General features: G+C 66.7%; 21 protein-coding genes. 8 read left to right on the top strand and 13 right to left on the bottom strand.

What is annotated here, in order from left to right:
* Positions 1-21 precede the first annotated feature (21 nt).
* The 8 genes from ACVXZ4_RS01745 to lgt all read left to right on the top strand — a co-directional run bounded on the left by ACVXZ4_RS01745 (position 22) and on the right by lgt (position 8551).
* On the top strand, positions 22-2721 hold the full coding sequence (locus tag ACVXZ4_RS01745) for a LuxR C-terminal-related transcriptional regulator (RefSeq protein WP_461796537.1): 2700 nt from the start codon (positions 22-24) through the stop codon (positions 2719-2721).
* Between the two features lie 125 nt (positions 2722-2846).
* Positions 2847-3539 (top strand): hypothetical protein, encoded by a 693-nt coding sequence (locus ACVXZ4_RS01740; protein WP_461796536.1) that lies wholly within the window; start codon positions 2847-2849, stop codon positions 3537-3539.
* 16 nt (positions 3540-3555) lie between these two features.
* Positions 3556-3810, top strand: coding sequence for a hypothetical protein (locus ACVXZ4_RS01735; RefSeq protein ID WP_461796535.1), 255 nt, complete (start codon positions 3556-3558; stop codon positions 3808-3810).
* 12 nt (positions 3811-3822) lie between these two features.
* The gene (locus tag ACVXZ4_RS01730) at positions 3823-4512 is read left to right on the top strand and encodes a DUF2306 domain-containing protein (RefSeq protein WP_461796534.1); all 690 of its coding nucleotides are present in this window, start codon (positions 3823-3825) and stop codon (positions 4510-4512) included.
* A gap of 205 nt (positions 4513-4717) precedes the next feature.
* A complete protein-coding gene (locus ACVXZ4_RS01725) occupies positions 4718-5236 on the top strand; it encodes a VOC family protein (RefSeq protein ID WP_461796533.1) in 519 nt (172 codons plus the stop codon).
* Between the two features lie 278 nt (positions 5237-5514).
* A complete protein-coding gene (locus tag ACVXZ4_RS01720) occupies positions 5515-7173 on the top strand; it encodes an FAD-dependent oxidoreductase (RefSeq protein ID WP_461796532.1) in 1659 nt (552 codons plus the stop codon).
* A 25-nt stretch (positions 7174-7198) separates the two neighbouring features.
* Positions 7199-7498 carry a metal-sensitive transcriptional regulator gene (locus ACVXZ4_RS01715; protein ID WP_461796531.1) on the top strand — a complete coding sequence of 100 codons (300 nt, stop codon included), beginning with the start codon at positions 7199-7201 and terminating at the stop codon, positions 7496-7498.
* 117 nt (positions 7499-7615) lie between these two features.
* The gene (gene lgt / locus ACVXZ4_RS01710; protein ID WP_461796530.1) at positions 7616-8551 is read left to right on the top strand and encodes a prolipoprotein diacylglyceryl transferase; all 936 of its coding nucleotides are present in this window, start codon (positions 7616-7618) and stop codon (positions 8549-8551) included.
* A gap of 9 nt (positions 8552-8560) precedes the next feature.
* Here lgt and ACVXZ4_RS01705 read toward each other — a convergent pair whose 3' ends face one another.
* From ACVXZ4_RS01705 to ACVXZ4_RS01645, 13 genes are all read right to left on the bottom strand, one after another.
* Positions 8561-9811 carry a chloride channel protein gene (locus ACVXZ4_RS01705; protein WP_461796529.1) on the bottom strand — a complete coding sequence of 417 codons (1251 nt, stop codon included), beginning with the start codon at positions 9809-9811 and terminating at the stop codon, positions 8561-8563.
* Positions 9812-10004: 193 nt separating this feature from the next.
* Complete coding sequence (locus tag ACVXZ4_RS01700) at positions 10005-10208, bottom strand: hypothetical protein (RefSeq protein WP_461796528.1); 204 nt, start codon at positions 10206-10208, stop codon at positions 10005-10007.
* Positions 10209-10265: 57 nt separating this feature from the next.
* On the bottom strand, positions 10266-10676 hold the full coding sequence (locus tag ACVXZ4_RS01695) for an arsenate reductase ArsC (protein ID WP_461796527.1): 411 nt from the start codon (positions 10674-10676) through the stop codon (positions 10266-10268).
* 74 nt (positions 10677-10750) lie between these two features.
* Positions 10751-11653 carry a metalloregulator ArsR/SmtB family transcription factor gene (locus tag ACVXZ4_RS01690; RefSeq protein ID WP_461796526.1) on the bottom strand — a complete coding sequence of 301 codons (903 nt, stop codon included), beginning with the start codon at positions 11651-11653 and terminating at the stop codon, positions 10751-10753.
* Between the two features lie 152 nt (positions 11654-11805).
* Positions 11806-12429, bottom strand: a complete 624-nt coding sequence (locus ACVXZ4_RS01685; RefSeq protein ID WP_461796525.1) for a TetR/AcrR family transcriptional regulator — start codon at positions 12427-12429, stop codon at positions 11806-11808.
* Positions 12430-12454: 25 nt separating this feature from the next.
* Positions 12455-13603, bottom strand: a complete 1149-nt coding sequence (locus ACVXZ4_RS01680; protein ID WP_461796524.1) for a thiolase C-terminal domain-containing protein — start codon at positions 13601-13603, stop codon at positions 12455-12457.
* Entirely contained in the window at positions 13600-14010 is a 411-nt protein-coding gene (locus ACVXZ4_RS01675; protein WP_461796523.1) for a Zn-ribbon domain-containing OB-fold protein, read from the bottom strand. The genes ACVXZ4_RS01680 and ACVXZ4_RS01675 overlap by 4 nt, the downstream gene beginning before the upstream one ends.
* Complete coding sequence (locus tag ACVXZ4_RS01670; RefSeq protein WP_461796522.1) at positions 14003-14863, bottom strand: MaoC/PaaZ C-terminal domain-containing protein; 861 nt, start codon at positions 14861-14863, stop codon at positions 14003-14005. The genes ACVXZ4_RS01675 and ACVXZ4_RS01670 overlap by 8 nt, the downstream gene beginning before the upstream one ends.
* A complete protein-coding gene (locus ACVXZ4_RS01665) occupies positions 14860-15771 on the bottom strand; it encodes an SDR family NAD(P)-dependent oxidoreductase (protein WP_461796521.1) in 912 nt (303 codons plus the stop codon). Before ACVXZ4_RS01665 ends, ACVXZ4_RS01670 begins: the two co-directional genes overlap by 4 nt.
* A gap of 41 nt (positions 15772-15812) precedes the next feature.
* A complete protein-coding gene (locus tag ACVXZ4_RS01660; RefSeq protein WP_461796520.1) occupies positions 15813-17366 on the bottom strand; it encodes an AMP-binding protein in 1554 nt (517 codons plus the stop codon).
* A 109-nt stretch (positions 17367-17475) separates the two neighbouring features.
* Complete coding sequence (locus ACVXZ4_RS01655; protein WP_461796519.1) at positions 17476-18492, bottom strand: enoyl-CoA hydratase/isomerase family protein; 1017 nt, start codon at positions 18490-18492, stop codon at positions 17476-17478.
* A gap of 13 nt (positions 18493-18505) precedes the next feature.
* Positions 18506-19936 carry an aldehyde dehydrogenase family protein gene (locus tag ACVXZ4_RS01650; protein WP_461796518.1) on the bottom strand — a complete coding sequence of 477 codons (1431 nt, stop codon included), beginning with the start codon at positions 19934-19936 and terminating at the stop codon, positions 18506-18508.
* A gap of 38 nt (positions 19937-19974) precedes the next feature.
* Positions 19975-21069 (bottom strand): NAD(P)-dependent alcohol dehydrogenase, encoded by a 1095-nt coding sequence (locus tag ACVXZ4_RS01645; RefSeq protein WP_461796517.1) that lies wholly within the window; start codon positions 21067-21069, stop codon positions 19975-19977.
* Positions 21070-21114 lie beyond the last annotated feature (45 nt).

Below are 21114 nucleotides of genomic sequence, written 5' to 3'. Positions count from 1 at the left end.
CGGTCTCCCTAGGATGAGCACATGGCGATGCCGGTCCTGGCTACGAAGCTGTTCGTTCCACTGCCGCGCGCCAAGGCGATACAGCGCCCCCGCCTCACCGCGAAGCTGGAGGATGGGGTTCGCGCGGGCCGGAAGCTGATGCTCATCTCCGCCCCGGCGGGATTCGGCAAGACGACTCTCCTGAGCGAGTGGATCGGAGTGGCTTCGAGCCGGAACCCGGATCTGAGGGTGGCGTGGCTGTCACTCGAGCCCAGCGACAATGACCCGGCCCGGTTCCTCGCGTATCTGGTCGCCGCGCTCGGCCAGGCAGATCCTTCGATCGGCGCCGATGATCTCGGCAGTCAGCACCTGGACGACACTGCGCTGACCACGATCATCAATCGGGTGTCGCGCAGTGCGTACCCGATCGTGCTGGTGCTGGACGATTTCCAGGTGATCGAGAACCCGCCGGTGCGCGACGCCGTTGCGTTCCTGATCGACCATCTCCCTCCCCCACTGCACGTAACCATTGCGAGCCGATCAGACCCGCTCATTCCCGTTGCGCGGCTCCGCGCGAGGGGAGAGCTGACCGAACTGCGTGCCGCAGACCTGCGCTTCACCCCCGATGAGGCCTCGGCCTTCCTCACCACCGTGATGGGTTTGTCCCTCTCCACCGATGACGTCGCCGCCCTCGAAACCCGCACGGAAGGGTGGATCGCCGGGCTCCAGCTCGCCGCCCTCTCGATGCAGGATCGCTCCGATGTCTCCGCCTTCATCAGCGCGTTCGCCGGCAGCAACCGCTTCGTCATCGATTACCTGGTCGAGGAGGTGCTCGAACGAGCACCGCTCGACGTGCGGGATTTCCTCTGCCAGACCTCGATTCTCGCCCGGCTGAATGGATCGCTCTGCGACGCGGTGACCGGGCGCACCGGCGGTACGGCGATGCTGGAGTCGCTGGAGAGGGCGAACCTGTTCGTCATCCCCCTCGATGACGAACGCGAGTGGTACCGCTATCACCACCTCTTCGCCGACGTTCTGAAGCTCCGCCTCCTCGCCGACGACCCGGTCAAGGGCGCCATTCTTCACACCCGCGCGAGCGAGTGGTTCGATCAGCACGATTCATCCGACGAGGCGGTGCGTCACGCATTCGAAGCCGGCGACTTCGCGCGGGCGGCGCGGGTGATCGAAGCGACGATCCCCGGCGTTCGCAAGAGCAGGCAGGATGCGACGCTGCTCGGCTGGCTGGACAGATTGCCCGAGGCGATCATCGCGCGCCGACCGGTGCTGAGTGTCTTCTCGGCCTGGTCCTCCCTTGTGGCCGGAGACATCGACGCCGTTGCACCCCGCCTGCTTCACGCGGAGCTGTTGCTTGCCTCTATCGGGGCCGACGGGGCGCCGGCGCATGATTCCGAGGCCGGCGAAGAACTCGCTTCACTACCGGTCACCATCGCGCTCTATCGCGCCGCCGTGGCGATGGCATCGGGGGATCAGGCGGGGATCGCGACGCACGCCCGGCACGCCCTTGACGTGGCATCGCCCCAGGACCACCTCGGTCGGGGAGCCGCAGCGGGGCTGTTGGGGCTCGCCTCGTGGGCGGGAGGAGAACTGAACGCGGGCGTCGAGGCCTTCGCTGCGAGCAGCGCGAGCCTGCGACGGGCCGGCAACCTCACCGATGCCCTCAGCACGACGATGGTGATCGGCGACATGCTGGTGCCGCTCGGCCGCCTTCGAGAAGCCGAAGACCTCTACACCTCCGCCCTGATGGAGGCGGTCGAGCACGGCAATGGCGGCCAGCCCACTGCGGACCTTCACGCGGGCCTCGCCGACCTGCTTCGGGAGCGGAACGAACTCCCCAGCGCTCTCCGACACCTCGACGAGAGCGAAGCGCTCGGCGTGGGCGCGTTCTCACACGAACACCACTACCGATGGTTCGTCGCGCTGGCCGGAGTGAGGCACGCGGAGGGCAACCCCGACGCCGCCCTCGCCCTGTTGACCGAGGCGGAGGGGCACTATCGCCGGGGGTTCTTTCCGGAGAGCCGTCCGATCGGCGGCATGAAGGCCCGAGTCTGGATCGCCGAAAGACTCCTCGGGCAGGCCGCAACCTGGGTGGCCGAGCAGGGCCTGTTCGCCGCTGACGACCTGACCTCCCTCCGCGAATTCGGTCACATCACCCTGGCTCGATTCCTGATCGCGCGGCACCGCGCAGACCCCACCGGGGGCGCGATCGGCGACGCGATGCCCCTTCTCGCACGACTCCTGGATGCCGCGGAATCCGGCGGCAGGACGGGAAGCGCCACCGAGATCCTGATGCTGCAGTCGCTTGCGCTGGAATCCCTCGGCGAGGATTCGCTGGCGCTGGCCGCGCTCGAGAAGGCACTCGGCCTCGCCGAACCCGAGGGCCTCGTCCGGTTGTTCGTCGACGAAGGTGCGCCGATGCTGCGATTGCTTCGAGCCGCCGCCGGGGCGGGCATCCGCACCGACTATGTCCGTCGCCTCAGCCAGGCCCTTCGGCAGGCCGAAGGTGCTGGCAGCGCCGGCCAGGCCATCGTCGGGGTGCTCAGCGAGCGAGAGCTTCAGGTGCTCAGGCTCCTGGCCACGGCGATGACCGGTCCGGAGATCGCCCGGGAGCTCTACGTCACCCTCAACACGATGCGCACCCACACCAAGCACATCTTCCTCAAGCTCGAGGTGACGAGCCGCGGTGCGGCAGTCCGGCGGGCAGAAGCGCTTGGCTTGATCTGACCGGGCCTGCTCGAAGATCACCACATCGCGGCTCCGGGTGGTGATGCCCGGTCACCACGGGTCTTCGTAGATTCAGGTCGTTCCGGGTAACCGCCCGGGACGACACTGAACATCGGAGAGCCACCGTGACCATCAACAGCGCCACCCTCACCCGCACAGCCGCCGTCGCGGCCATCCTCGCCGGACTGACGTACGTCGTCATCCAGTTCATTCACCCCGCCGACGTGATCGCCTCGCTCTCGACCTCAGCCTGGGTCGATGTCCACATCCTCAGCTTCGCCGAGGCGGTGCTCGCCACCGTGGGGATTGCAGGGATCTACCTCCGCCAGGTACGCGAGTTCGGCGTTCTCGGCCTGATCGGCTACCTGATGTTCGGCTTCTTCTTCATCCTGCAGTCGGCATTCAACTTCGCAGAGGCCCTCATCGCCCCACTCATCGCGGTAAACGCGCCCCAGCTCGCCGTGGACTTCGTCGGCCTGTTCGGTCGCTATCCCGCCGTGACCGACCTCGGTCCCCTTGCCGCGCTACCGCTGGTCGGGAGCGTGCTCTACGTCGGCGGCGCCCTGCTGTTCGGTATCGCCATCATCCGCGCACGGGTGCTCTCGCGCGGGGCGGGCATCCTTCTGATCATCGCCGCTGCGGTCACACCGGTCGCCGGCGCACTGCTCCCCCACGCCCTCGAGCGCATGGCCGCTGTTCCGATGGGCATTGCCATCGCCTGGCTCGGCTATTCCCTCTTGGCCGACCTGCGCAGGAAGAGCTCCAGCGGGCGGACGCGTGCGGGCCAGCCCCGCCTCGACCGCACCCCTGCGGTCTGACTCACACGCACAACCGATGACCGGCCGGTGCGTCACCGATCACTACGAAGTGCGATTGGAGGGGCAGCTCGACCAGGGCTGGACCGACTGGTTCGACGGGTTCACCCTCACCACCGAGAGCGACGGGACCACCACCCTCAGGGGGGGGGCGGTCGACCAGGCCGCCCTCCACGGCCTGCTGCGCCGCATCGGCGATCTCGGCGTGACACTGCTCTCGGTGAACTGCCTCGCCACAACCCCACGATCGCCTCACACCGAGAGAACACCCTGAGGAAGCACTGGAATGACTGCAACCACCGTCCACATCCCGGCATCACGACGACAGCGAGGGCAGTGGCGCGTGCCAACGGGCCTCGTCTCGCTGAGCCTCATCCCGATCCTCGGCGGGGCACACCGCGTCGCCGAGCTGGGTGGTAACGCCGCCATCACTTTCTCCAACGCCCGCTTCTTCGACTCGCCCTGGCCGGTTGTCATCCACATCGTGAGCGTCACTATCTTCAGCCTGGTGGGCGCTTTCCAGTTCGTCCCCGCCCTACTGAGGCGACCACGCGGGTGGCACCGGCTCGTCGGCCGAGTCCTGATCCCGGCCGGGGCACTCGCCGCCCTGTCAGGCATGTGGATGGCGGTCTTCTACCCGCACCCCATCGGCGACGGTCTTGCCCTCACTCTGCTCCGCCTTCTCTTCGGTGCCGCGATGCTGGCCGCCCTCGCCCTGGGCATTCGGGCGATCGCGCAGCGCAGGTTTGTCGTCCATGGCGAGTGGATGACCCGGGCCTACGCCATCGGGATGGGCGCCGGCACGCAGGCCATCGTGCTGATCCCCGCCGCGATCGTGTACGGACCGCGCGACGAACTCTCGCGAACGGTGCTCATGGGAGCTGCCTGGGTGATCAACCTCGCCGTCGCGGAGTACGTCATTCACCGTCGAGCCCGTCGCCAGGCATCGTCGCCCTCGTCAACTCGGATCTACTGATCTCCCCGTGGTCGGCGGCTGCCGGCGACGCCACGGGCCGACACTCGATCCTCAACCTGCTTGTCGTGGTCGCGGGCTCATTCCGGCTGGATCAGGGAGGAGGTTGACGGAGTCGGCCCGCTGGGGTCAGCCACGGGCCGCGGCTCCGGGGAGCCCGGCCGTCCGAGGCCTAGACATCTAGATATCTAGCATTCAGAGTAGGAGTGTGCCGAGTTCGAAGCAGCAGTTCAACGTGACCCTTCCGCCCGCACTGATCCGCGCCGCGAAGCACCAGGCCATCGACGACCAACACTCGCTGTCCGACTGGCTCGAGAAAGTCCTCACCGAACACCTATCAAAGGAATCCACAATGAGCGCACTACCCGCGGTGACCGTGCAACCAATGGTCCACGTGGAAGACATGCCCGCATCGGTCGCCTTCTACGAGGCCCTCGGAGCGACAGTCGTCAACGGCTCACGCGATGGCGACTTCGTGCTGCTGTCCCTGGGCGACACCCAACTCTCGCTGCTGGCGCATCCTGCCAACCCCGATCAAGGAGGGGGAGACGTCGAATTGAATTTCGAAGCAACCCGCCTCGACGAGCTCGAAGCGTCAGTCACTCGGGCAGGCGTCGAGGTGGTTTCGCCGGTGACCGACGAAGGTTTTGGGAGGCAGCTGCAGCTTCGAGCACCCGGTGGACTCTTGATCAAGATCAACGAACTGGATCCCGAGCTCTACGGGTAGACCTCAGAGGCGATTTCCGTCGGCTTCCCCGTGAGCTACCGGCCGAACAACCTCTTGAGCAACCCGGGGCTCGACGGCTCCTTGTCGTGCCCCGGACATTGTTGTGAGCGCGGGACGTTCTTCATCACCTGGTCGACATGCTGGCCGCATCCCGCCCAGGTCGTCTTGCCACACACTCGGCAGGTGACCGCTCTACACATCGGGCTTTCTCTCTTTCGTTGGGTTCCGTCTCGCTGAACTATACCCCCGGGGGTATAGTTCTTTATAGGGAGATGGTTATGAAGACGGTGATAGTCGGTGGTGTCGCGGGCGGGATGTCGGCCGCGACGAGGTTGCGACGGTTGGACGAGGCCATGGAGATCGTGGTGTTCGAGCGCGGCCAGTACGTGTCGTTCGCGAACTGCGGCCTTCCGTACTATGTGGGCGGTGTGATCCCGAGCCGCGACTCCCTGTTGCTGCAGACGCCGAAATCGCTCGCGTCCCGTTTCGCCCTCGACGTGCGTGTGCGGCACGAGGTCACGGCCATCGATCCGGACCGAAAGCTCGTCACGGTCACCGACCTTTCCACGGGCGCGGTGCATACCGAGTCCTACGATTTCGTGGTGCTCGCCGGCGGAGCGGTTGCGTCTTCCGGCGACACGGCACCGGCCGTGCCGACCTTCACCCTTCGCAGCGTGGAGGACGTCGATCACATCACCGAGACCGTCTCGGGTCTCGTCGGACCCACCCACGCTGTGGTCGTCGGCGGCGGATTCATCGGGCTCGAGGCCGTGGAGAACCTGGTTAATCGCGGCATGGAGGTGACCCTGGCGCAACGCGGCGCCCACATCCTGACACCCCTCGACAGTGAGATGGCTGCCCCCGTGCTCACGGAGCTGCGCCGGCACGGCGTCGATGTGCGCACCGGCACCACTGTGGCATCCGCTTCAGAGGGCTCGGTGCTCCTGAGCGATGGATCCCGGGTGCGGGCCGACATCGTTATCGAAGCCAGCGGGGTGCGACCAGAGATCGCGGTCGCGCGCAGCGCCGGACTCACCATCGGCCCGACCGGAGGCATCGCCGTCGATCGCCAGCAGCGCACGAGCGATCCGTCGATCTTCGCCGTGGGCGACGGGGTGGAGAAGATCGACCACGTGGATGCCTCGCCCACCCTGGTGACAATGGCTGGCCTTGCCAACCGACACGGGCGGGCCGCCGCCGACGCGATCGCCGGGCACCCCGAACCCGCGTGGCCGGCACTCGGGACCTCGATCGTCGGAGTGTTCGATCTCACCATCGCGATGGTGGGCTGGAGCGAGAAGCGGCTGGTGGCCGCGGGACGCCCACATCGGGTCATCCACACGCATCCCGCCTCGCACGCCACCTATTACCCCGGCGCCGAGACGATGGCCCTCAAGCTTCTCGTCGACCCGGTGAACGACGCGATCCTCGGCGCGCAGATCGTCGGCGGCGCGGGAGTCGACAAACGGATCGATGTGATCGCGACAGCGATGGCCGGTGGTCTCACCGCCTCATCGCTCGCCCACCTCGAACTCGCCTACGCACCGCAATACGGATCCGCGAAAGACGCCGTCAACATGGCCGGCTATGTGGCCGACAACCTCGCCACGGGGCTGACCCGGTCCGTGCAGTGGCACGAACTGGACGCCGCCCTCGATCGGGGCGCGATGCTGGTGGATGTGCGCACCCCCGACGAGTTCGCCGCCGGTTCGATCCCCGGAGCCATCAACCTGCCGCTCGACGACCTCCGTCACCGGCACAGCGAACTGGATGGCCGAGCGCTGATCGTGCACTGCCAGGTCGGCCAGCGCGGGCACACCGCGTCCCGCCTGCTCACCCAACTCGGCCACGACGTACACAATCTCGACGGGGGCTATCGCACCTGGGCCGCGGGCACCTCCGCCCACGACCGGGACAGCGAACTCACCCCCGCCTGACCCACACCATTTTCGAGGAGACCGAATGACCGACGACAATTCCCAGCCCGCACCCGACTCCGAAGCATCCGCCGCCGAGATGCGGAAAATTCTCAACCGTCTTCGCCGGGCACAGGGACAGCTCGCAGCGGTGATCGCTGCCGTCGAAGAGGGCAAGGATTGCCGGACCGTGGTCACCCAGCTCGCCGCGGTGTCCAGCGCCCTCGACCGTGCCGGTTTCACCATCGTGTCGTCGGCGATGCGCCGATGCATCACCACCCCGGATGCCGCGGACAACACCCTCACCGTCGACGAGCTCGAGAAGCTGTTCCTCACTCTCGCGTGAACGTCCTGGTGGCTCGAATCCATCGCGGAAGTTGATCGACTAGCCTCGAGATGCCGCGCGCGATTGTTTGGCCGGCCGGTCTGGGTTGCAGAGCCCGACACTCTCGAAAGGCGCATCGTGACGGTACCCACCAGCATCCCCAGCCCCCCGTCCGACTGGGCGCAATTCCACCTGGGCCCCCTCACCATTCACACCTACGCCATCTGCATCCTGATCGGCATCGTCGCGGCCGTCGTGATCACGCAACGCCGCCTGTCGCGCCGCGGTGCGCCGGACGGCGTCGTGCTGGACATCATCATCTGGGCCGTGCCCATCGGGATCGTGGGGGCGCGTTTTTATCACGTATTCACCCACGTCGGCGACTACTTCTTCCCGGGCGCGAACCTCTGGAACGTCTTCGCCATCTGGGACGGCGGCAACGCCCTGTACGGGTCCCTGCTCGGTGGCGCACTCGGCGCCTACATCGGGTGCAGGCGACACGGCATCCGATTCTGGTCTTTCGCGGATGCTCTCGCCCCGGCCATGCTGGTCGCCCAGTCCCTCGGGCGCTTCGGCAACTACTTCAACCATGAACTCTTCGGGCTGCCGACCACGCTGCCTTGGGGACTGCAGATCGAAGCATCCAATGCGAAGTTCCCGGCGGGACTGCCGGCCGGCACGCTGTTCCACCCGTTGTTCCTCTACGAGATCATCTGGAATCTCGTCGGCGTCGCGATCATCCTGATCCTGGAGCGGCGGTTTGCGCTGCGCTGGGGTCGCACCTTCGCGCTTTATCTCATCTGGTATGGCCTCGGTCGCAGCTGGCTCGAGGCGATCCGCATCGACCCGACGAGCGACGGGTTCCTTGGCATCCCCGCCAACATCTGGGCCTCTTTCGTCGCGATCGTGCTCGGCATCACCCTGTTCATCATTCAGACGCGTCGCCACCCCGGCCTCGAGCCCTCTGCGATTCGGCCCGGCTGGGTGCCGCGGCAGTCTCGCGGCACGGCGCCGGCCGTGATCGAGGTCGCGGATGATGCGGAACACCCGGTGGATTCCTCGCCGAAGAGCTGATGCCGTTGGTCAGGCGACTCCCGTCTCCCGCCTGCGTGCCAGCAGGTAGCTCACGGTGACTGCCCCGCCCACACACAGCATCGTCGGCACGAGCAGTGCGGGACCTTGGTTTGTGAACTCGACCACGAGAACTATCGCAGTGAACGGCGCCCGCATGGTGGAGGCGAGAAATGCAGCCGCAGCAACGAAGGCGAATGCCGCGACCGTGCCGCCGGGCCACGCCAGCTCCCAGAGCCCGCCGAGCGCTGCGCCGAGGCAAGCCCCGATCGCCAGGGAGGGTGTGAGCGTTCCCCCGGCCGCTCCGCTCGCGATCGTCGCCGTCGTCGTGAGCACCTTCACGACTGCCAGCAGGGCAAGCACCCCCACTGGTACCAGCGCAGAAAAGGCTGTCTGGCCGAGTGCGCGCCCGTTTCCCAAGACCTCCGGGAAGGGAATCGCGACCAGGCCGACGCCGGTGAAAACGAGGGGCATCACCACGATGACCCACCACGATCGGGGGCGACGAGCCTCCGCGAGTCTTGCCAGTCGCACGAACCCGACCGCACCGACCCCGAGCACGGGACCGGCGAGCAGCGCCCACACGAACAGCGACGAGGTCAGGTCGAATCGGGGCAGTACATAGAGCGGATCGGTGGGCACAGCAATGCTGGCGACGATCGTAGCGATCGCCGATGTCACCAGCGCGGGCAGGGCGGTGGCGAAACTGATCTCGGCCAGGAGAATCTCCACGGCGAAGAGGGCGCCACCCAACGGAACGCTATAGACGGCGGCGAGACCCGCCCCCGCACCGCAGGCGATCAGGATCCGGCGCTCGCGGGCGGTGACCCCGGCCTTCTCGCTCAGCCATCCGGCGGCCGCCGCCCCCAACTCCCGGGGCGCAACCTCGCGACCGATCGATGCACCCAACCCCACAATCGCCACCTGGAGCCCGGCATTCACAAGGGTCGCGAGCAGTGGCATCCTCTTGCCCTCGATGCTCTGCTCGACCGAAACGACACGGTCGCCCCAGCGACGAAGCGACCACCAGCCCACGCCCCCGATGACACCGGCAGCGGCAAGCACCGCAACGCGCTGCCCGGGAGGGGCCTGGCTGACGCCATCGAGAAAGGAGCCAGCCGAATAGCCGTAGGCGAGGTGTTCGATGCCGTGAAGAGCGAGGCTCACGACGAGTCCGCTGATACCCGCGCCTATTCCGACCAGACCGGTCACCACCACCATCCGGATCGCCCAAGAGAAGGACGGTCGGAGGGTAGTCGTCACCCACTGATCGTACCGAGCGACAGCGACCTCGCATGATGGACTTCTCAGATCGTGGGGTTGCTTCGGGTGACGGGCCTACGTGGTTCCGCGTGGCAAGTGCTGACTCACCCTTCGGTGCCGAGGGAAGTCGTCTGGGCGGATCGCTCGGCAACGGGTTAGATGGAGTCCATGCGTGAGCCCGAAGCGATGGTGGTCATGCGGAGAGTTCCTTCGCTTCGACGCCGAGTTGGGCGAGCATGGAGACGACGTGGGCGCGGATCTGGTCGCGCACGCGCCGGACCTCTTCGAGCGGCAGGTCGGCCGGGTCGTCGAGCGCCCAGTCCTGGTAACGCTTGCCGGCAAAGACCAGGCACGCGTCCCCGCACCCCATCGTGACAACGGCATCCGCAGCGTGCACGACGTGATCTGTGAGCGGCTTCGGGACGCTCGCGAAAGTCAGTCACGATCGGACCGGTCAGGCCGTGGCGGGCAGCAGCTCGGCCAGCAGGGCCTGGACACGAGCCTTGATGTCGTCGCGAATCGGACGCACCTCGTCGATCGGCTTGCCCTTCGGATCCGTCAGCTCCCAGTCCTCATACCGCTTGCCCGGGAAGATCGGACACACATCACCGCAGCCCATCGTGATCACCACGTCGGAGTCTTTCACCTGCTCCGTCGTCATCAACTGAGGCACCGCCTGGGAGATGTCGATGCCCTCCTCGGCCATCGCCTGGATCGCCATCGGGTTGATCTGGTCCCCGGGCTCGGAACCACCGGATCGCACCTCGACGGCGCCACCGGACAGCTCGCGCATATAGCCTGCGGCCATCTGGGAACGGCCGGCGTTGTGGATGCAGACGAACAGGACAGTGGGCTTCTCGGGCATGTGATTCCTCAATCTCGACGATAGACAAAGCATAGACCGTCATCTATCTATTGGCGCGCGACAGGAACGGGAGTTCAGATGGCGTTCACCTTGAGGGAGACAATGAGAGACCGCACTCGAGCTTCGATGTCATCCCGGATGTCCCTGACTTGGGCAATGGGCAGGCCGACCGGGTCTTCGATCTCCCAGTCGAGGTACTGCCTGCCCGGGTAGATGGGGCAGGCATCCCCGCAGCCCATCGTGATGACGACATCCGCTGCTCGCACCACCTCGTCCGTCAGCGGCTTGGGGAATTCACCGCCGATCGACACTCCGATCTCATCAAGTGCGGTCAGCACAACCGAGCGCACGGCGCGGGCCGGAGCAGATCCCGCCGTGCGAACGCGCACGGCATCCCCGGCCAGGTGCTCGAGGATGGCGGCCGCCATCTGGGATCGGCCCGCGTTCTGCACACAGACGAACAACACCTCGGGAACATGGTCGAGAGAGGTGGACTCGCTGCGCGCCAGCGCCGACAGCCGGTCAGCGGCGAACCGTGAGGTGAGGGAGGGAAGATATCGGTCGATCCGGGCCCCGTCGGCCAACAGTGCGTAACTTTCCCGAACGTACCGTTCGACGGTCTCCGGCCCGAAAACTCCTGCAAACCGACCGGCAAGGTCGATCGAGATGCGCTCGAGCACACCGTCCGCCATCACGGTGGCGCGAGTCCCGTTGAGCACCTCCACCACACGATCAACCTGCTCCGGATGCATCGAATACCAGGCAATTCGGCCGTCAGGGGTCCGCGTCAATACCCCTTCGTCGACCAGCGCTTTCAGGTGATGGCTCACCGTCGGCTGCCGCAGTTTCAGCTCGGCAGCCAGCTCCCCGACCGAGCGCCTACCCATCGGGCTCTCCATGATCAGTCCCAGGATGCGCGCGCGAGTGGGGTCGGCCAAGAGCTTCAATTCCACCGAAGTGGTCGCCTCTGCACCCATAGATGCGAGTCTATGGGTGCACTGGGGCCGATTGGGCAGCCCGTTGACGGGGACTCGGCGTGATTCACAGCGAGCTACCCGACGCGGTGCGGCGCACAGGCGCCGATTCGGGCGTCGCGCGCTGGAGAGCCGAGACCGGCCAGACGCCCGACTTACGGGAAGTGCGAACGCGCGCTGGGTGACGTCGCCGCGGCGAGCACGAAATCGACGAGAGCCTCGAGATACTCGTCGGCACGCAGGTCGAAGTCCGCACGGCGGCTGTCGGGGATGTAGGCCAGGCGATGTTCCACCGAGCCGGACAGGGCGTCGAGGATGAGCGCGGTGGATACCCCCGGATCGAGCTCCCCCCGGCCGATTGCCCGCTGGATGATGTCGCGACCCGACTCGATCACGGTGCGCCGGTAGGCGTCGCGCACCGGCCCAAGGATCTCGGGATAGGTCACGGCGTCGATCGCTGCACGCCGTTTGGCCTGCCCGGACTCGCCGCCCCACATGCTCAGCTCGATGTTGGCCACGCCGAGCAAGTCACCGCGGATGCTGCCGGTATCGATGACCTCGGGCTCGATGTTCTTCGACAGCAGGGCGTCCCTCAGCAGCGCCGCCTTGTCATCCCAACGGCCGTAGAGCGCGGCCTTGCCCACATGGGCGCGGCGGGAGACGGCGTCCAAAGTGAACGCTGCCCAGCCGACCTCGGCATAGACGGCGAGGGCCGCAGCCATGACTCGAGGCTCGATCTGCGGATCGGGCTTTCGGCCGACCGTGCGTTCAAGAGTCATGCAGCGATTCTGCCATAGGGGTTCGCTACCTCACGCCCAGCACGAGGCTCGCAGAGGCTGCGAAGAACAACCCCACTCCTTGAACGAAGCTCGTGCGCACGTTCGGCACCTGCGCGGCGGCCTCCCCGCGAAGCTGTCGCACCGCTTCCTGGATCGCGAACATGCCGTACATGCCGGTATGGGTATACGAGAGTCCGCCACCGTTCGTGTTCATGGGAAGGCTGCCGCCCGGTGAGGTGTGGCCCTCGGCGATGAAGGCTCCGGATTCCCCGCGCCCGACGAATCCAGTGTCTTCCAGTTCGTAGAGGGGGAGGTGTGCGAACGCGTCGTAACACATGAGGTGATCGATTTCGCCGTGGGTGAGGCCCGAGGTCGCGAACGCCTCGGCACTCGATCTCCGGAAGGCGCCGAACGAGCCATAGTCCTCCATCTGCGACACGAGCACGCCTTCGGCGGCTTCGCCGGATCCGAGTACCAATACCTCGCGACCGGCGCTCGGCAGGTCCTTCGCACGCTCCGCCGTCGTCAGCACGAGGGCGCCACCACCGTCCGTGACCACGCAGCACATCTCTTTGGTGAAGGGGTAGGCGATCATCCTGCCGTCGAGCACCTGCTCGACGGACGTTGGGGTGCGACGTTCGGCGCGGGGGTTGTCGACCGCCCATCGGCGCTGCGAGACGACGACCTCGGCGAGGTCGGTGCTGCTCATTCCGCGCTGGTGAAGGAAGCCCAGCGCGGGAACCGTGAAAATCGAGTACGGTGCGACCGCCCCGTACGGCGTCTCGAACTGGCCGGTGAGCGACGACGGTGAGCGAGTCCAGGGCGGCATCCCGACCTGCGATCGCCCGGATTCGCCGTGCGTGATGAGCACCGTGGTTGCGGCACCGGCGGCGATCGCCGCCGCCGCGTGTCGCACGAGCAGCATGAAGCTGCCGCCACCGACCATGGTGCCGTCGAGCCACCGGGGTGTGATCCCCAAGTAGTGCGAGACCTCCATCGCCATGGGGCCGGCTGTCGCGATGCCGTCGATGTCGTCGAGCGTGAGCCCGGCATCCCGCACCGCGGCGCGCGCCGCTTGGGAGTGCAGTTCGAGCATCGAGACGCCGGGCAGCGCTCCGATTTTGGGTGTCTCTGCGGCCCCGACGATCGCGATGTCTCCGTGCATGGAGGTCATGCGGCGCCGCCGGCCAGAGCGAAGACGGGCAGGGTCATGTCGCCGCGCTGCCGGAACGCGACTGTCACGGCCGCGCCGATCGGAAGGTTCTCGGGCAGCGGCTCAACATCAACGATGTTCGTCATCAGGCGCGGACCCTCCTCCAGTTCGACAAGGGCGATCACGGGCGACTCGCCTTCGGTGCCCGGAATCGGCCGGGCGTTGATGATATACGACACGAGGGTGCCCCTGCCCGATACCAGAGCCCACTCGAATTCGTCGTCAAGGGATCCCGGCACGGCGCCGCGAGGGTAGAAGAAGAACTCGCCGGTGCGCCGCGACCGCTGGAGCATCAACTCGTGGCGAGCGGCCGCCTCCCAGTAGGGGGCGGTCTCGGGCGTGGCCACGGGCACGTACTGGTCAGGCATCCGCAGGCTCCCGACGCTCGGTGAGACGTCCGTTGTTCAGCACGACGGTCTCGCCCACCGTCACGATGAAGCTCGCGCCGTCGTCATCCTTCCAGACCTGCACGACCAGCTCGTCGCCCGGATGCACTATCGACGCGAAGCGCGCCGAGAACGAACCGAAGCGACTCACGTCGTTGTCGAAGAGCTCGGCAAGCAGCAGCCGACCGGTCATGCCGTAGCTACACAGTCCGTGCAGTATCGGTCGGTCGAAGCCGGCGCGCGCCGCGAACGACGGGTCGCTGTGCAAGGGGTTGCGGTCACCCGAGAGCCGGTAGAGCAGCGCCTGATCGGTGCGCGTCCGCGCCCGCAAGGTCACGTCGGGCTCGCGCTCGTCTGGCTTGACCCAGCTCGAACGCGGTCCAGGGTCGCCGCTGAACCCGCCCTCGCCGCGAACGAAGATGTTCATGACCAGGCGCGCCAACGGGGCACCCGTCGCTTGGTCGGTCAGAACGTTCTCGACTTCTATGAGCGCGTCGCGCCCCTTGTCGTAATACCCGATGACGCGGCCGCGGGTCGAGACCATCCCGGCAACGGGAAGCGGGCCGTACAGCTCCACCGATTGCTCAGCGTGCAGCACCTGCTCCATGCCGAAGTCGCCGAGGCGCGGCCCCCCGCCTCCGGAGAGGGTGACGGCGAATGTCGGCAGCACGAGCTGGTCGATGCCGGCACTGTTCTCGGTGGTGAACTGCAGTTCCTGCCCGGGGTCATCGGCGCCGGCTCCCACTCCGAGGGCGTAGAGCAGGGCATCCTTCGAAGACCAGGCGTGCGTGCCCGCATCCCACTCGGTGCCGAGCAAGTCGAGGTTCAGACTCATGCCGTGACCCTCGCGGGGAGCGGCTCACCGTTCATCTCGGGCAGCGGGGCTGCCTCTGCCACGAGTGCGGGGATGGCTGTGTCGAGCTCCTCGAGGGTCCACAGTCCCTCCTTGTCGATGCGAGGACCCAGGTGCCATCCCTCTGCGACGCCGATGCGGGATCCGACGATGTCGAACACGCGACCCGTGACGCCGTGGGCGGCCGGGCTCGCAAGCCAGGCCACCAGCTTGGCGATACGGTCGGGGCCGAGCTCCGGATGCTCGCCCGTCATGAGCGACGCCGTCAGGCGGGTCGCGGCGGCCGGGGCGACCGCGTTCGCGGTGACACCAGACGACGCGAGTTCCTTGGCAGCGACGATCGTGAGGGCGGCGATCCCCGCCTTGGCCGCGGCATAATTGGCCTGTCCGAAATTGCCGTACAGGCCCGACGGCGAGCTCGTGTTGATCAGCCGGCCACCCACAGGCTGGCCGGTCTCCTTGGCTTTCGCGCGCCAGTAGGCCGCGGCGAAATGGCTCGGTGCGAACGTGCCCCGAAGATGCACCCTGATCACCGCATCCCACTCATCAATGCTCATGGCCGCGAGCGTGCGGTCGCGCAGGATTCCCGCGTTGTTCACCAGGATGTCGAGGGTTCCGAACGTCGAAATGGCGGTCTGGATGAGCGCCTTTGCTCCTTCCCAGTCGCTGATGTCGTGACCGTCGGCGACGGCCTGCCCGCCGATCGCGAGGATCTCCTCCACGACCTGCTGGGCTGGGGTCGCGTCGGCGCCGACACCGTCGGCGCTGCCGCCGAGATCGTTGACGACCACGGCCACTCCGTTGCGGGCCAGTTCCAGCGCGTGCTCGCGGCCTATTCCTCGGCCTGCTCCGGTGATCACGGCAACGCGGGTCGTCTTCTGGTCTGTCATGTGCTCTGTCTTCCTGTGTTCGTTCTTCTGGTGGTGGTGGATCAGTTAGGCAGGTACTGGGTTCGCACCAGGCGACGCTGCAGCTTTCCGGCGGCACTGCGGGGCAGCTCGGTCTGTAGGTCGATCTGTCGCGGACGCTTGTAGGAGGCGAGCCCGTTCTTCGCGTGCTCGTTCAGGGCGGCGATCAGCTCGTCGGCCGAGAATCCGGGCTTCGGCTGCACCACTGCGACCACGCGCTGGCCCCACTCGTCATCGGGCACCCCGATCACGCAGACGTCTGCGACGGCATCGTGCGCGAGGAAGTGCGACTCGATTTCGGCGGGGTAGATGTTCACGCCGCCGGAGAGGATGAGGTCGGTGCGCCGGTCGAGAGTGAACAGGTAGCCGTCGTCATCCAAATAGCCGACATCGCCGACCGTCACGTACTCCCCGCGCCGTGACTCGGCGGTCTTCACCGGGTCACCAAGATACTCATAGGGCATGGTGGTCTTGAAATAGATGGTTCCGGCCTCGCCGGTCGCCGCAGTCTCATCCTCGTCGGTGATGATCTGCACGACCTCCGGACTCACCTTGCCGACGGTTCCCGGCTTTGTCTCGAAGTCACTCGGCGGCGTGAGCGCCACGATTCCTTCGGTCGCACCGAGATACTCCCAGATGATCGGGCCGACCCAGGCGAGCATCGCGGCTTTGACATGCACGGGGCACGGAGCACCCGCGACCACGATCGCCTCGAGGCTCGAGAGGTCGAAGCGCGCCTTCGTCTCGGGAGGCAGGCTGAGCATGCGGTGGAAGTGCGTTGGCACCATGTGCGCCGTGGTCACGCGCTTGTCCTGGATAGTACGCAGCACAAGTTCGGCGTCGAAACCCTCCAGGATGACCAGCGTCTGGCCTATGTGCAGTCCGGATTGCGCGAACCCGAACGGCGCGGAGTGGTACAGCGGGGAGCACACGAGGTTCACCCCGTCGGCACCCAGTCCGAACATCGTCATGAAGAAGACCAGGCTCGCGTAGCCCTCGTGGGGTGCGACACCAGTGCTCGGCCGATAGACGCCCTTCGGCGTGCCGGTCGTTCCCGACGTGTAGCCCATGATCTGGCCGAAGATCCGGTCGCGCGGCGGGTGGCCGTCGGCGAGGTTCTGAAGCTCGCTATACGGACGCCAGCCCTCGACGGCTGTGCCCATGACGAATCTAGTCAGGCGAGGGAGATCGGGGAACGTGCCGTGCATGGCTGCGAATTCGCTGCCGGCGACGAGCACCTTCGACTCGGAGTTGGAGAGGATGTACGCCACCTCCGGCTGACTGAGGTGCCAGTTGATCGGCACCTCGATGACGCCGATCTGCGAGGTCGCCAGCACCAGCTCGAGCGAGGCGACGCTGTTGCGCGCGAGCATCGAGACGCGGTCGCCGGCCACGAGACCAAGGTCGCGTAAGGCATTGGAAATGCGGTTGGCACGGGTGGCGAGTTCGCCGTAGCTCACTCGCTCGCCGTCGGGGCCGATCACGGCGAGACGGAAAGGATCACGGGCAGCGATGGAGAAGAAGCCTGCGGCATCCGATACCGCGGGGGCTTCGAGCTGCTGGTCGACCATGGTCATAACTCTCCTTTGAGTCGAAATGGGATCACATGTCCGGAGCTCAGAGCTTTACGGACGATTATTGTCTGATATGCGACGATAGCGCGAGTCGCACGTCTCGTCAACAGAATCACCACAGCGACGGAGTGGGCAGTTGCCGGATGAGGCGTGCCACCTCCCCCGCATCCACCTCCTCCAGTCTCGCGGGGCTCCACCGCGGGGTGTGTGTCCGATCGAGGATCGTCGCCCGCACGCCCTCGCCGACATCCGCCCGCGTAGCGAGGTGGTTCATGATGACGAACTCCATCGACAGGCAATCCCGCAGGCTGAGTCCGGCGGCGCGATGGATCGCGGCGAACGCGACCGTCGTGGCCGTCGGGGAGAAGCTCGAGATTCGGTCGGCGGCGGCGGCAGCGTCCCCGCCCGCGGCGCGCAAGCGTTCCAGCACCTCCGGCAAGGTACCCGCGTCGTAGCACTCGTCGATCCAGTCGCAGTCGGCGAGGAGGCGCGAGGGGCCGGGATCCACGGCGAGACGCTGCGCCGCGGCGCGCGGCTCATCCCCGCGCTCGAGGGCGGTCGCGAGTTCGCTATAAGCGCCGGATGGCAGTTGCAGGTCGGCGAAACCGGCGGCGACCGCATCCTGGCCGGTCATGCTCGAGGACGTGAGACCCAGGTGCAGTCCCAGAAGCCCGGGTGCACGGGCCAGCAGGAACGTGCCGCCCACGTCCGGGCTCAGGCCAATGCGGGTCTCGGGCATCGCGACGCGGGACCGCTCGGTGACGACCCGTACCGCGCCGTGCGCCGAGATTCCGACCCCACCACCCATCGTGATGCCGTCCATCCAGGCGACGTAGGGCTTCGGATACTCGGCGATGCGGGCGTTCATCCAGAACTCGGCCCGCAGAAACTGCGAGGGGTCGTCGTCGTCGGCGCGGAGGTCGCCACCGGCACACAGGCCGCGGTCCCCCGCTCCGTCGATCAGCACGCTCGTGATGGCATCGTCACCCTCCCACTGATCGAGGGCTCGAGTGATGAGGACGACCATCTCGCGGGTGAGTGCGTTGACCGAATCCGGCCGGTTGAGCGTGATGCGCCCGAGGTGACCCTGCTCCCGTACTAGAACGGGATCTTGAGTCCGCAGGGTCACCGTTCACGCCCTTCTACTGGCGCGGCGGGCCGGTGATGACCTGGGTCTCGGTGAATGAGTGCAGTCCCCACGGGCCGTTCTCGACGCCGATGCCGCTCCACTTGTGACCGCCGAAGGGCAGGTCGGGGCGAACCCCGCTGCCGTGCACATTGATCGACACCTGGCCGGCATCGATCTGCGATGCCAACGTCGCGGCCTCGGCGGGGTCGGCCGACCAGATCGAGGCGGTGAGGCCGAAGTTGCCCCGGTTCGCGCGCTCGATCACATCGTCGACGTCGCTGTAGGAGATCACCGGCAAAGCGGGACCGAACTGCTCCTGGTCCACAATAGCGAGGCCGTCGGTGACGTTGCTCAGGATGGTGGGCTCGAAGAAGTAGCCGTCACGGTCGATCGCCTTGCCGCCTGCCGCGACGTGGGCGCCGTGGCTGATCGCATCCTTCACCAGCTCCCCCACCCGGTCGTACTGGGCGAGGTTGTTGAGCGGGCCGAGCTGCGCGCCTTCCACGTTGCCCTCGTCGACCTTGACCGTCTTCGCGATGCCGGCGAGCGCGTCTACCAGGTCGTCGTGAATGCTGTCGTGCACGTAGATGCGCTTGGCGGCGAGGCAGACCTGCCCGTTGTTCATGAACGCCCCCCAGAACAGCGACTGGGCGATGTCGTCGACCGAGCTACCAGGAAGCACGATCGCCGGGTCGTTGCCGCCCAGCTCGAGCGTCACGCGCTTGAGATCGTCGGCGGCAGCGGAGGCCACCTTCTTGCCGGTGGCGGTCGAGCCGGTGAAGCTGATCTTGCGGGCGAGCGGATGCGAGGTCAGGAGCTGCCCGAGCGGGTCGAGTCCCGTGACCACGTTGAAGACGCCGTCCGGCAGCACGCCGCGCAGGATTTCTCCGAGCGCGAGGCTCGTCAGAGGGGTATAGGGCGAGGGTTTGAGCACCATGGTGTTTCCGGTGCGCAGCGCGGGGGCGATCTTCCACATCGCCAGCAGCAGCGGGAAGTTCCACGGCGTGATCGCCGCGACGACCCCGAGGGGCCGGCGGTGTACCTCGGCGAAGCCGGTCGCGTCATCCTGCACGACCTCGAGCGGGATCTCCAGGGTCGCGAAGTAGCGCAGCCATCCTGAGGTCATCGCGACCTCCGTCGCGGCGTCGGAGATCGGCTTGCCCTGCTCGCTGGTGAGGATCGAGGCGAGTTGCGCCGCCGCTGCGTCGATGGCGTCGGCGGCGGCCAGCAGTGCCGCCGTTCTCACACCGTCATCCCGCTTCCAGTTTCTGAAGGCGGCGGCCGCCGCGGTGAAGGCCTCGTCGACCTGGGCAGCGCTGAGCGAGGGTGCTGAGGCGAACACCCTGCCGGTGGCTGGGTTGATGACGTCGAAGCGTACGGACTGGTCGACGGCCTTGCCATTGACGGTCGCCGACAGAGCCGGCGCGAGGGTGGATGTGGACATTGTGTCTCCTGTGACGTGGTTGGTGTTGGCGAGGTGGGCTAGGCGAACGAGAGCACGGGCTTGATGGTGGCGCCCGACAGGCTGTCGGCCTCCGCTTGATTGATCGAATCGAGTGGGTACTGCTTGATCAGACGGTCGAAGGGGAACAGCCCCTGCTTCCAGAATTCGATCAGCTGCGGGATGAACAGCTGGGGGATGGCGCTGCCCTCGAAGATGTAGCGCACGGTCTTGCCCACCATCGAGCCGGGCACGATCGAGAACAGGTCGGCACCGGCACCGACGAGAATGGAGGTGCCGCGGCGGGCGAGCACGTCTACCGAGGCAGTCATCGCGGTACCCACCCCTGTGGTGTCGAGCGAGAAGTCCATGCCCGCGCCCGTACCGCGCACCTCGGCGACGAGGTCGGTGTCCCGACCGTCGACGACTCGCGTGGCCCCGAGTTCGAGCGCGAGCGCGCGACGTTCGGGGTTGAGGTCGATGGCCACGATGTCGGAAGCGCCAGAGAGCTTCGCCGCCATGACAGCCGAAAGACCGACCGCACCGGCACCGAAGATCGCGATCGACTGCCCGGGCAGCAACTTCATCTCATTGAGCACCGCACCCGCACCGGTCTGGATTCCGCAGCCCAATGGGCCGAGGATCTCGAGCGGGACATCCTTGTCGACCACGACGACGTTGCGTTCAGTAGCGATCGCGAACTCCCCGAACGACGACTGGGCGAACCAACGGCTGGTGATCGGGGCACCCGCGCCGTCAGTCACGGCACCGGTTCCGTCGGGACGCACGCCGGAGAGGTTGCGCAGTTCGAAGGTGAGGCAGTAGGCGGGCTGGCCTTGCACGCACATCGTGCACGCGCCGCACGAGCCGAAGGTGAGCACGACGTGGTCGCCGACCTGCACCGACTGCACTCCGGCGCCGACCTCCTCCACGATGCCGGATCCCTCGTGACCGAGGATTGCCGGCAGGAAGTGTTCGCCAAGCAGGCCGCTTCGGCCGAAGACGTCGGTGTGGCACATACCCGCGCCGACCATGCGCACGAGAACCTCGCCGTGGCCGGGATCGGCCACCTGCACGGTCTCGACGACGTAGGGCTGATCTGCCTGACGCAGGATCGCGGATCGGGAATCGGTCATGGTGAGTCTCCTTTGACTGCTGCCGGTGGTTCAGGATGAAGCAGG

The sequence above is a fragment of the Lacisediminihabitans sp. FW035 genome (assembly GCF_054880895.1).
Note: the sequence above shows the minus strand (reverse complement) of the source record. Positions and strands in the feature narration are given on the sequence as shown.